The organism is Pelomonas caseinilytica, assembly GCF_021353235.1.
In the GTDB taxonomy this organism is placed as follows: Bacteria; Pseudomonadota; Gammaproteobacteria; order Burkholderiales; family Burkholderiaceae_C; genus Pelomonas; species Pelomonas caseinilytica.
The window spans coordinates 1-12,064 of sequence record NZ_JAJTWT010000025.1 but is presented as its reverse complement, the minus strand read 5'-3'; the positions used below and the strand labels follow the sequence as shown (position 1 = coordinate 12,064).

The window sequence follows — 12,064 nt, the reverse complement described above, 5'->3', positions numbered from 1 at the left end:
TCCTCGTCAGTCAGCAGCAATTCAACCTTCGGTCGGCCTGTCCTCATCGCGGTATCCCCCGTTCCAAGATACCGCAATGGCATGCAGGATTAATGCCAGAAACTAACGGGACAGGACACTAGGAAACGTCGACAAAAGTCGGCGAGCCTGAGCTTGGCAGGATGTCAGCTCCCCGCGTGGGCCGGGTTCCTGAAGTCTTCCAGGTCCGCGCCGCCGTTGATGGCTTCGGTGAGCCACGTCGGGCGCCTTCCCCTGCCGCTCCATGTATTTCCGTCGGCATCGCAGAAAGGCTCGACCTGTTGCGATGCCCTTCGAAAGTTTGGGTTGCGGAAGTCTTCCAACGCCGCGCCAGCCTGGATGGCCTCCGAGAGCCATACCGGCCTTCTGCCCACGCCACTCTAGGTATTGCCGTTTCGGTCGCAATACGGAATCGAGTCATCAACGATGCTCTTCAGGACCGCAGCCTCCAACTCGGTGGTCGAGAAGACGTCTTGGGGCTTCAACTCGTACTGGGCAACGGCATGCCTCACCAGCTCGAGGACCTCTTCCTGCTCATCCAACTGACCTAGCGCCTCTTGGAGGCGCTGCTTCATCGCTACGAGGGCTTTGATCTTCGGCATCTTGCGGTTCCGGAAGCTCCTGACATGCCACTGTGGCACGGGGGCTGGAGCGGCGATTGCGAAGTCTAGCTGCTCGAACACGGTGAGCCTGTTTTGAAACGCTTTTCCTCTGAAGAAGAACTCATGCGATTCACTACACCGCATCTGTTTTGGCCAAGGTTATAAATATGCACCAGCGGAATGTGTCGCAAATCTGGATGCATTGACTGCGAGCCATGCATGATGCATGCTACTAGCTCAATCCCGGCATAGGAGACATCATGCCAATACTGACGGTTGAATGTGTGGCTCAGTCCTCGGATTTCGGTGCTGGCCTCGCGCAGGCCATTGCAGACGCAGCTGGAAAGGCAATGGGAACCCCGCCAGGGCGTACGTGGGTTCGAGTCCGAGTTTTGGACGCTCAAATGTATGCAGAAAACGGCGCTCCGTGCGAACCATCAGACCTGCCGGTCTTTGTTGACCTATTACATCGCGAGCCTCCAAAAGGAGATGCACAACTGGCGGAAATCGCCGCCTTGACCGACGCGATAGCTGGCGCAATAGGCAGGCCCTCTGATCGAGTTCACATCTGCTATACGCCTCCTGCAGCTGGACGCCAAGCCTTTGGCGGGCAGTTAGTCACTTGATTTCTTCGCTGTGGCGGCGGCACGATTGAAATCACCGGAGAAGACAAATCTAAGCTTTTTCTCGTCCAACAGAAATCGTGCCGCCTCGTTCACTTCTGCAGCATTCAAGGCAAGTAGCTTTTTCTCCTCCGCCAAAATTTCAGCGGGCGATATGCCGCTTGAGGACATTCCTGCGAGCGTAGCCGCGATTAGAAGTTCATTTTCAAGCATAGCGTGGCGCTCTCTTACGACGCTTTGGATTGCCTCTCTGACTTCTACCGTTGTAAATCCTTTTCGTCTAATTCCTGCAATCTCACTGACCAAGGCGCCCCTGAAATTGCTAAGTTCCTCATTGTTGAACGTGGCAAAGATTCCAAACACGCCGCCGCCAGCGATTTGATCTCTGGAGAAGAAAGACGCAACGCTGTAGCTGATGCCCAGCGAGTTTCGAAGGCGCTCCGGTAGATACGCGGCCGGCGTGCCCCCAATGAGATAATTGGCAACGGTCAGCGCTGGCGTGCTATAGGTTCCTTCGGCCGATTTGAATTCATTTCTGACCAGGGCAAATCCATAGGCGCCTCCCGGTACATTTATCGTGGCAGCTGCGGCACCAGTTGCCAGGCCGCCTGCGCCGTGATCCGCGGATGGGCCTAGTGGTTGCCTCTCCGGCCATGTGGCGAGGGCGCGCCTCACTATGGCTGTATCCAGACCTTTGCTGTCGCCCACAACGGCTATGCCGGTGAACGCCGAATCAAAGCATCCCCGCCACACAGTGGCCAGCGTCAGCGGAGAGAGCTTTTGAACGGCCTCCACCTCGTCGCTGAGAACTTCATCCGCAACCATCGCGGATCGCATCGGGTGAGTCCCGTGCATCGCGGCGATTGCCATTGAACGGGGGTCGGGCCGCTGCAGACGAACCTCTGTGAGCCGTGCCATCAGCATTTGCGCAGTGCGTGGATGAGCTAACGCATCGAACGCAGCCAAGCCAGCCAATCTCCTGAGGCCTTCTTCCACCTCCGATGCAGGCAACTGGAACGCAAGCAACACGCCCTGGTCATCCGCACTGAACCTCATCCGACCATGCGATGCGTCGATGAGGCTCTTCAACGACGCGCCTTCAGGTGTCTCCAGCGCATATAGAAGAAGCCGTTGCAGCACCGGGGATGCCTGCCATCGCATTTTCGAGGGAATATCACGACACAGCGTCCGCACGGCAATCGAAACCGTACCTTGATCATTCGGCGCATCCAGAACGGCTATATTGGGGCCCGAGTCTTTCGAATAGCGCGCTCTTTTCAGTATCACCGGCAGCTCCAGAGCGGGTTTTGCCCGAGTCACTGTGCGGCCCTTGGGCTGACCGTCACCGGTTCCAAGCGCGATTGCTTTGGAGGGTTGTGTAGTCCCTGGAGCTTGCGAAGCTATTTGCTCAGCAACTGTGTTGGCCGACTTTGCTTCGACATCACCGAGTGTCGTACGTGCGGCGATCAAAAGAGAAGAGAGTTCTGATTCTCGTATGGCACGCTCATATGAGAAATATTGGCGCCAATCTCCCGCGACCAGCCAATCCAGCAGCGCCAGATCGACTGTTGATGCGTGCTCCAGCGAACCTTTAAACAATTCATCTCGGGCTACCTTCAGCCTCCGAACGTCATCTGTGGATATGAGCTGGTCTGGGCTTGTGCCAATCGCGCTCAGCAGATGGGTTTTCAATTCTTCAGCTGATACACCCTCATTGGCCTGCGCGAAGAAGAAGATATACCCATCATCTTTAAAACCATCTGCAAATGCCTTAACTGAGGACGCAATGCGCTTACCCACCAGAATGCGCTGAAGAGGACTTTGTTCGTCTAGCGCATACAATGGAGCAACAAGTGAAGCAACTTGATAACTATTAGAAAGCCTGGGCCCAATGCGGACAATAACCCCCGCCGAGGGCGGACTCGTTTCCATAGTGACGACAGCTGCAACTGGGGCCCCTCGCAAATCATTGTCGGACTCGCGCTCGATCTCCTTTGGATCGTGAATCCCCCCAAAATTCTCGCAAATTGACTTCAAAGCGGAAGCAGCATCAAAGCCACCAGCTACGATGAGGGTTGCTGACGCCGGTCTGTAATGCGCCCTGTAGAACGCTTCGAGAGCTTCTTTTGAGACTGCCAAAACATCCTGATCGGATCCAACACTCGAGTTTCCGTAAGGATGATTTGGATAGATTGCCTTTCGTGCTTTCGTCAGCACTAGAAAAACCGGATCTTGTCGAACTGCCTGGAGCTCGTTGATAACGACCCGCTTCTCAACCTCAAGAGTTGCTGCATCAATCACAAGGCTATGCATGCGGTCAGCCTCCAAACCGATCGCCCACTTCAGATTGTCTTCGTTCGAACGAAAATTCTCAAAATAGCTGGTGCCGTCCACCCAAGTGATCCCGTTGTACTGCATGTCATGCATTACTAATTCGCGACCAACCTGTGGATGAGTCTCGGTGCGACGGAACATCATGTGTTCAAGCAAGTGAGCAGTGCCAGAACCCATCCGAGGATCGTCTTTTGAGCCAACGTGATAAACCACGTTTACCGTGGTGCGGGGGTCATCGGACGCAGGATACAGAATTACCTGAAGTCCGTTTTCCAGCCGGTATTCGGTTACTCCATTTATTGCGGCGACTGGAGTCTGCAAGGCATCGCAACCTGCGATTGCCGCAGCAGCCTTGAAACAGACAAATGCCGTTGCAAATAGTTTGGCAATTGTCATGAACTCCGTCGCCTCACTTAAAAATTGGCCCCTACCTGGAGAAGAGCAGTTCTCGGTTGGATGGGACGAATATCGTATCCAAAGGAATTGAACGCATAGCGATCAAACAGATTGGTAAAGGTGGCGCGCCACCACCAGCCTGCAGGGCTGTCATAGGTAAATGAGGCGTCAATGTTGCAGTAACCCGGCAATCTGACTCCGTTGGCAGGTAGACTCGACTCCACCTTGGACTCGCAGGTGGCACCGATTCCCGTGGTGATTCCCAGTAGGCTCTCCGGAAACTTGTACTGTGCGAAGCCGGAAATGAATCGTTTGCTGACTCCTGGTAAGTGCGAGCCGAGTGAAATTGTGGTGTCGCGACTGACGAATGCGTCTGTCAACGCCGCACTAAGATTCAATCGAATCGGTCCCACCGACCCACTAAGATCGAATTCAAGACCTCTGCTTGTCCTTTGGCCCCTGGCGACTGAGAAATTTGGATTGACTTGATCAATGACCAGAACGTTGTCGCGCTTGATTTGAAAGAGCGAGACTGTCATCAAAGCCTTCTTTTCATCAAAAGAGGCCTGATACCCAAGTTCAACCTGAGAGTCTCGTTCGGCATCAAATATTTCACCGCTCGCGCTGCGAGTTCCAATTTGAGGCCTGGCTGCATGCGTCAAGCTCAAGAACAGGCGGTTTGTTGTGGCCAATTCATAGACCAAACCAATCCGAGGAGAAACGACGGTTGCCCGCTTTGAGGTTTCCGGCTGCTGGTCTTCACGTAGGAAATTTTTGAACCGCTCGCCACGCAGCCCAACGTAGGCCTTCCATCCCGCCCCGAATGTCATCCGGTCACCCATGTACAGGACATTGGTAGAGGTTCCGTAGTGCTGCAGCGCGACATTCTGGAACTGTCCTGGCACAGCTCCATACACCGGATGTAGCGCATCGATTGAGGCGATAGGAGCAAGGTCTAACGAAAAATCGTAGTCAAATTTCGCCAGCTCCAGCCCTATGGCATATTCGTGAGCTATGCCAAATGTTTTCGCAGTGCCATAAAGCTCGGTCTGGGAAATCTGAAATCGCCGTTTATCGTCAGCCTCTTCAGCAATCCGATTCACCGTCCGTCCATCTGCTTCCACAAGGGGGTTGCCCGAAAAAGTATCGTACGTCGCCGCTTTGTAGCGGTTGTTGCCGGCATGGATTGCAATAGATTGCCGAAATATAAGATCGGGCGACAGCTGATGCGTCGCCGCGATTCTGAGAGAATTTGCTGACGTACGATCTAGGTTGAATGGCTCACCGAGGAACCGCTTGGCTGGAAGCGATAACAGTACCGGATCGGGGAGGAATATTGGATCCCACACCGCGGTTCTTCGGAATACTTCGGCCTCAATAGAAACTTTTGTCTCCGGCCCAAGACGTAGCGACACGCCTGGCGCCATGTAGAAGCGTCTTCCGTGGACTTCGTCCCGAAAGGACGGTCCACCTTGTATTGAGGCGTCGAAGCGAAACGCTCCCATGTCGCTGGGCTCGGAAAGCTTGCCGCCGACATTCAGCTCGGTGCGAACGAACCCGAAGCTGTTGACCGAAGCCATACCCTCGCTTCCCTTTTGACCGTCTATGCGGCGGGTCAGGGTGTTGATGTCGCCGCCCGGCTTTCCGTTTCCGTAAAGGGCTGATGCCGGGCCCTTGAGCACCTCGATCTCGGAGATGTTGGCAAAGTCAGTTGGGCCTAGGTAGCCGTAGTCCCGGTAGCCGTTCCGCAATGCGCTGTCGTTTTGGAAGCCTCGCAGAAAGTTTCGGTTGAAGGCGAAGCCGCTGTAGTCCCTGGGGGCCATGAAGCCCTTGTCCATGTCAGCCGCCGTGGAAACGGACAGGACCTCTCGGTCCTCCCGCGTCTCCTTGCGGTCTTCCTGAGCGGAAGCAAAAGGCACGCTCGCTGCGAGGCACAGCAATAGGAAGGGCGCCCAAGGCGCCCGCGTCGACCTCACTTCGCCGCGCCTGCGCTAAGCAAGGCGAAGTTCTTGTTGGCGAGCGCCTCGAGTCGCAACGACGCTGTGGCTACCTGCTGACCCATCTGCTCAGCTCGGAAAGCCAAGTCTTCGCTCCATGCCGCTAGTTCGCGATACATGGCGGTACTGTCACCCTGTGCGCGGAAGCGCCTCAGGTTGAGCAGGATCGCATCTGGCGGGATATAGCCAGTAGGGGTCAGCACGACACCGTTGCTGTTCGCTATCGCTGCCTTGTGCAATGCCAAGTCGGCCGCTCTGTGGGCCGTTTCAAGCGCTTGCTGCGCACGTTGCACGCTCTTCACAATGGCAGTGCGTGTGGGGTGATTCGCGAGCGGTGACGCATTCAGCTCGGCTTCGATCTCCGCGAGGATCGAGCGCGGCAGCGGCGCCACAACGTCCCCTTCGACCGACACGCGTTGCCGATTTCCAAGCTTCGCACTCTCGTAGTCAATGCGCGTAGACAAGGAGGCAATGCGATCTCTTGTCTTCTCCGCACGTTCCGCCGCAGCCAGCGCGCGACTTGCAATTTGCTCTGCCCCGTCAACGGAGGCGACGGCCGTGTTATCACCCTTCAGATCCGCCAATGCCCAAAGCCGTGACGATAGAAAGTTGGGTTGTATTTCCACCGGAACGACCGGCGTCTGCATCGACCGCAGGAACTCGATCAATGCGCCGCGATCCTGAGATGAGAGTGCCCCGTACTTCAAGCGCGCGCCTTTTGCTTCACCACCGTGAGCCAGGATCACGTCATTCAATGTGGTGATGTCTCCGCGGTGCCCAAACGCGCCTAGGGTCGAGCCAACCTCCCACAGACGCTTGGTGAGGAATTCGTCCGTAGGTGCAAAGCCCTGACTGACGACTTCGTTCGCAAACATCGGAGTTTCAGGGTCCGCAATCCGGTGCCGCTTGAGGTCGGTAAATGCCTCAACAAGGACTTGGCCGTTTTCGTTCCTCTTGAGGTGCGAACCTGCCAAGGATGCGAGGTCAACTTGGAAGGTCCGCTTCACCTCGGACTGCCGCAATGTCCCCTCAAGGTTGTAGGGTCCGGGCTCATTGAAGATGGAGCTGCGCAGTGGCAGCGCCTGGAGGTGGCATGCCGCGCATCCAGCAGAGGAAAAGGCAGCCCTTCCGCGCGCAACTGCACTGGCCTGGGCGGGGTTGTCAGCAACGACTTGGCGAGGCGCCGGCAGCGTTGCTTGATACACCGCCAAGGCTGTGATGTCGCCTTCCATGATTTCATCCTCGACGCCGTCGCGATCAAAGTCACGGCTTCCCGTGCGGCGAATGCCGAACCGCTCAGACGCCTGGATCCCATGATGGTGGTTCAGTGCCGTGACCGTGAACGTGCGCAGCGAGGTCACCACCCCTTTTTGAGACCATGGACGCACGACCAGGTCCTTGTCGACGCCTTCAATTTTTTCAGTGATCACCGTCCCGTTCGGATCGGCACCAATGAACCCGAAGGACACCCCTTTTGTGAGCAGCGGAAGCGTCACCCGCTTGCCAGTGCGCGCGGCTTCCTGCACGGCTTGCTTGCGAAGGCCATGCATGTCCTGCGTCATCTCGCGCGCGGCAAGCTCAATCAGCCCTGAGCCAAATAGCGACGAAGTCTTTCTCTCCGCGCTGAAGGCGCCTGATACGGATTCCAGGATCGGCTCTCGCTCTTGGGCGCCGACGAACACATTGACGGCGAAGCTACCCGCTCCACCGACGGAAGGCTCGCTGTGACAGCTCGCACAGGAGTTCGCATCGGGACCTGACGTTCGCAGAAGAGCCCTGGCGTTAATCGTCGGCCGGCGTGTCGGCAGGCCGGAACCAGTACTGCCAGGTCGTCCAGCGCCGTCCAACTTGGTGAACCTAGCCGCGAAGAGATATTTCCCGTATTCAATGAGGTCGCCCTCTTGGACCTTGCCTGCTTCAATCGCGGTCTGATCCAAGTGGAACGGCATGGCTCGTTCATCGCCAATGATTGGCTGCGCAGCCCAGCTGACCGCTGCGACGACGGCCACCGCGGCGGCCACAATACGAATTGACTTGCGCATAGCTCGCCTCCCTGTTTTGGCAATCAATCAAGCTTGCTAATTCCGGAGTAAAGCTTCATGTCTCGCGGCATCGGTGGAATGGCGATAGGGACCTCCACGAACTCCTGCCGCCAGCCTTCCGGGGTGAGGAGGCTGAAATTGAGCCGCTGCATCCCATCCACGTACCACTGCATCTGCGGCGTTGCGGGCCTATCGTTGCTCGGCCAAGTGTTCAGGGACGACATGAACTTGCGGTTCTTCCCGAGGAAGTTGTAAACGATGATGTTGGCCTCAAGGCCCTGACCGCGTGCGCCGGAGTATTCCCAGCCACTGATCCAGCCTTGTTGCTTCACGCCAGCCAGCGCTTCGTCGAGGTGCCCCTGCTGAAGGACGGTGCGACGGAACTGGACCTTGTGGTTGTCCTCCAGGGTGATCCACAGCGTCTGGTCGGCTCCCAGCGGACCGCGTTCGTCGAAATCGACCCGTGACACCTTCTTCTGAAGCAGATCCTGGGTCAGCTCTTCCTCGGGCGTCACCACCAGGAAGCCGCCTTCGATGGTCAGGACGTACGGCCGATAGGTGACCACCTTCTTCGAGTCGACTTCGTAAAGGAGGGCTCCCAGCGGGAACCCGACGACGGTGCCGACGCTTGCTCCCGCAGCGTTCAGCAGGCCACCCTTTGGCTGGACCTCAACTTTCGCAAGTGGCTTGCCAATGAAGGTAGACGTTGTGTCCTTGATCGTTGATCGCTCTGCTTCAGAGGGCAGATCAAGCGCCTTGATCATCGCCTGCCCGCTCGCGGCGCCTTCCATGGGCACCTCGGACAAGACCTGCCTGAACTGCTGCGTGCTGATCGTTTCTAAGGCCCAACGTCCGAAGCGGTCGGTGACCAGTTCAACGCTTGGCTTCACCAACTTCGCATCCGTCGAAATCAGAAAGAAGGAAGCCCGGAAGCGGCGATCCTTGCCCTTGAGGCCCTTGATAACGACCTCGTCACTGCCGCGGAATTGATAGCCAGCAATCTTCGCCTGAGAGACCCAGGCCTTCAGTGCTGCTTCAAGTTCTTCCGGTGCATGGATCGTGGGCTTGAATGCCGAAGTCTCGCGCCCGTCGTTTTCCGACAGCAGATCTCGGCGCTCGCTTTGGTCACCCCGAACAGCGAACACATACGAAGTCATGATCGCCGAGAGCTTGTCTCTCGAAATCGCTCCTGGCTCGGGACGGATAGAAAGATTTCCGCCCTCGAATCCGATGAGCAAGACATCAGGGTCCACAGAACTCGTGCGGTGGATCATGTTCCCCAGCAAAGAGCCGGCATGGCAGGACACGTGAGCGTGCGTCGACGCGCTCCTGGACGAAACCGTGCGAACGCTGCGAATCAGCGGATCTGGATAGGGGAACTTTGAGGCTTGGAAGAAGTGGTCAGGTAGCGGGCTGATCGGGAAGATGATCGGGAAGATTTCGTCAAACTTCGGGATCTGCGGAAGTATTTGATTCCTGGCGCGCTGCAGGGCGTCAAAGCCTTCGTCGAAGTCGGCCTTGAGTGCTGCGGCACGGTTCGTTCCCGTGCCGCGCGCTGCGGCCACTTGAACAACGGGGATCTCGAAGCCCCGCTTGCTCTTCTCCTCCAGAAGGCTGGCCTTGAGAACCGCCAACGTGGAAGAGCCCGTGCCAGGCTCGACGATCACCGCAATGGCACCGTTGTGACTCAAGTCAGCCGCAAGCTGGTCAACCTTCTGCGGGTTCGGCTCAACAAAGAGGTCGACGTGCAAGCCCCACACGTCGGCAGCCTTCTGAATGCCCTCAGCAATCCTTGGAGAGGAGACAACGGCGCCGATATAGAGCCCTGTAGAAATCTTCTCGGAAATTTCCGTGAGGTTCAGCGCGTCGACGACCACGGACGGACTAGCGCCGGTGGCGAGCGCATTGCTGCGCACAGGTTGGCTCGTTTGTGCCGATGCAGCGGCGCCGATAAGCGCGCAGGCAAGGAATACGGGCATGACCCGCGGCTGGAATAAGAAACGGGAAGACGACGACATGAAGCTCTCCTGTGATTGTTGGCGCCGACTGAAATTTGACCCACCCATGAGGGCCCTGCCGACCCAAATTTGACCCAGGTGTTCAACCTACCCTGCCCGAGATATCCACAGCTGGGCGGGGGTGTGAGGAGTGATCACCATGGTGATGATTGGCAAGGTCTTGCGGATGCACCACCGCGAGAAGAAGTCGGTACGGGAGATCGCCAAGGCGACAAGCCTGGCGAGGAACACGGTGCGCAAGTACCTCAGGCTGGGCAAGGCCGAGCAGCCCCAGTACCGCCGGCCGGCGGTGCCGACCAAGCTGGCGCCCTACGTCGAGCAACTGGAGCAATGGCTGCGCGCCGATGCCCGCCGGCCCAAGAAGGAGCGGCGCAGCGCCAAGGCACTGCTGGAGCAGTTGAAGGCCGCGGGCTACGCGGGCGGTTACAGCCGGCTGACCGACTACATCCGCGCCTGGCGCGCAGCCCAGCGAGGTGCGGCGACGGGCGATGCCTACGTGCCGCTGAGCTTCGAGCTCGGCGAGGCCTTCCAGTTCGACTGGAGTGAGGAGCCGTTGGTCATCGGCGGCGTCTATCAGCGGCTGCAGGTGGCGCACATGAAGCTGTGCGCCAGCCGGGCCTTCTGGCTGGTGGCCTACCCCAGCCAGGGCCACGAGATGCTGTTCGACGCCCACACCCGCGGCTTCGCGGCCCTGGGCGGCGTGGCGCGCCGGGGCATCTACGACAACATGAAGACCGCCGTGGACCGCGTGGGCCGCGGCAAGAACCGCGACGTCAACAGCCGCTTCGCCGCGCTGTGCGCGCACTACCTCTTCGACCCGGACTTCTGCAACGTCGCCAGTGGCTGGGAGAAGGGCGTCGTCGAGAAGAACGTGCAGGACAGCCGGCGTCGCATCTGGCTGGCGGCACGCGAGCAGCGCTTCGGGTCCTTGGAGGAACTCAACGCCTGGCTGGGCGAGCGCTGCAAGGCCCTGTGGGCCGAACTGCGCCACCCCGAGCACAAGGCCTTCAGCGTGGCCGAGATGCTGGAGCTGGAGCGCAGCCACCTGATGCCCAAGCCCGTGGACTTCGATGGCTATGTGCAGGACGTGGCGCGTGTGAGCAGCACCTGCCTGGTCACCGTGGCCCGCAACCGCTACTCGGTGCCGTGCGAGTTGGCCCGGCAGACGGTCAGCACGCGGCTGTACCCACAGCGCGTGGTGATCGTGGCCGACGAACGCGTGGTGGCCGAACACGCCAGGCTCAGCGGCAAGGGCCGCACGGCCTACGACTGGCAGCACTATGTGCCGCTGGTGCAGAGGAAGCCTGGCGCGCTGCGCAATGGTGCCCCCTTCGTGGACCTGCCTGAGCCGCTGGCCAAGCTGCGTCAGGCGCTGCTGCGTCATGCCGGCGGCGACCGGCTGATGGCGCAAGTGCTGGCGCTGAGCAGCACGGCGGGGCTGGACGAGGTGCTGGTGGCGGCCGAGCTGGCGTTGGAGAGAGCGGGGCCTGGCGGGCGGATCAGCCCGGAACACGTGGCCAACGTGCTGGCGCGGCTCACGGCGCCGGAGCGACCGCCCAACGTTGCCACACCGCTGAGCACGACCACGCCACCGCAGGCCGACCCGGGCCGCTACGACCGTCTGCGCCGGCTGGCCGAGCAGGAGGCCGACCATGGCTGATGTCATTGCAGAGCTGAAGGCCCTGCGCCTGCACGGCATGGCCGCCACCTGGGCCGAGCTCGGCGAGCAGCGCAACGCTGAAGTCGAGCGCTCGCGCTGGCTGCTGGAGCACATGCTGCAGGCCGAGGCCAGCGACCGCGCCACGCGCTCGGTGCAGCACCAGATGAGCAGTGCGCGCTTCCCAGTGCACCGCGATCTGGCCAGCTTCGACTTCGAGGTCTCGCCGGTGGACCGCAAGCTGGTCACGCAGTTGGCCGCCTGCGAGTTCACGGCGGCGGCGCACAACGTGGTGCTGGTGGGCGGGCCCGGCACGGGCAAGACCCACCTGGCCACGGCCCTAGGCGTGGCGGGCATCGGCACGCACGGCAAACGGG

At 59.1% G+C, this 12,064-nt stretch carries 8 protein-coding genes; 2 read left to right on the top strand and 6 right to left on the bottom strand.

Features of this window, described 5'->3' with window-relative positions:
• Positions 1-164: 164 nt before the first annotated feature.
• From LXT12_RS26415 to LXT12_RS26390, 6 genes are all read right to left on the bottom strand, one after another.
• The gene (locus tag LXT12_RS26415) at positions 165-392 is read right to left on the bottom strand and encodes an H-NS family nucleoid-associated regulatory protein (protein ID WP_233395487.1); all 228 of its coding nucleotides are present in this window, start codon (positions 390-392) and stop codon (positions 165-167) included.
• Between the two features lie 6 nt (positions 393-398).
• Positions 399-620 carry a hypothetical protein gene (locus LXT12_RS26410; protein ID WP_233395485.1) on the bottom strand — a complete coding sequence of 74 codons (222 nt, stop codon included), beginning with the start codon at positions 618-620 and terminating at the stop codon, positions 399-401.
• 614 nt (positions 621-1,234) lie between these two features.
• Positions 1,235-3,973, bottom strand: coding sequence for a M16 family metallopeptidase (locus LXT12_RS26405; RefSeq protein WP_233395483.1), 2,739 nt, complete (start codon positions 3,971-3,973; stop codon positions 1,235-1,237).
• Positions 3,974-3,990: 17 nt separating this feature from the next.
• Positions 3,991-5,892 carry a TonB-dependent siderophore receptor gene (locus LXT12_RS26400; RefSeq protein WP_349255053.1) on the bottom strand — a complete coding sequence of 634 codons (1,902 nt, stop codon included), beginning with the start codon at positions 5,890-5,892 and terminating at the stop codon, positions 3,991-3,993.
• Positions 5,893-5,945: 53 nt separating this feature from the next.
• The gene (locus LXT12_RS26395; RefSeq protein WP_233395479.1) at positions 5,946-8,012 is read right to left on the bottom strand and encodes a di-heme oxidoredictase family protein; all 2,067 of its coding nucleotides are present in this window, start codon (positions 8,010-8,012) and stop codon (positions 5,946-5,948) included.
• 23 nt (positions 8,013-8,035) lie between these two features.
• A complete protein-coding gene (locus LXT12_RS26390) occupies positions 8,036-10,030 on the bottom strand; it encodes a hypothetical protein (RefSeq protein WP_233395477.1) in 1,995 nt (664 codons plus the stop codon).
• Positions 10,031-10,169: 139 nt separating this feature from the next.
• Between LXT12_RS26390 and istA the strand changes: the two genes are divergently transcribed.
• Together istA and LXT12_RS26380 are read left to right on the top strand one after the other, a co-directional pair.
• On the top strand, positions 10,170-11,690 hold the full coding sequence (gene istA, locus LXT12_RS26385) for an IS21 family transposase (RefSeq protein ID WP_233395475.1): 1,521 nt from the start codon (positions 10,170-10,172) through the stop codon (positions 11,688-11,690).
• Positions 11,683-12,064, top strand: a 382-nt coding sequence (locus LXT12_RS26380; protein ID WP_233395473.1) for an ATP-binding protein, incomplete at its 3' end; no start/stop codon positions are given. The genes istA and LXT12_RS26380, both read left to right, overlap by 8 nt.

What these genes read in the sequence shown, in the direction of transcription:
- LXT12_RS26410 (WP_233395485.1), bottom strand. Translation starts at nt 620, where the DNA reads ATGCCGAAGATCAAAGCCCTCGTAGCGATGAAGCAGCGCCTCCAAGAG.
- LXT12_RS26405 (WP_233395483.1), bottom strand. Translation starts at nt 3,973, where the DNA reads ATGACAATTGCCAAACTATTTGCAACGGCATTTGTCTGTTTCAAGGCT.
- LXT12_RS26395 (WP_233395479.1), bottom strand. Translation starts at nt 8,012, where the DNA reads ATGCGCAAGTCAATTCGTATTGTGGCCGCCGCGGTGGCCGTCGTCGCA.
- LXT12_RS26390 (WP_233395477.1), bottom strand. Translation starts at nt 10,030, where the DNA reads ATGTCGTCGTCTTCCCGTTTCTTATTCCAGCCGCGGGTCATGCCCGTA.
- istA (WP_233395475.1), top strand. Translation starts at nt 10,170, where the DNA reads ATGGTGATGATTGGCAAGGTCTTGCGGATGCACCACCGCGAGAAGAAG.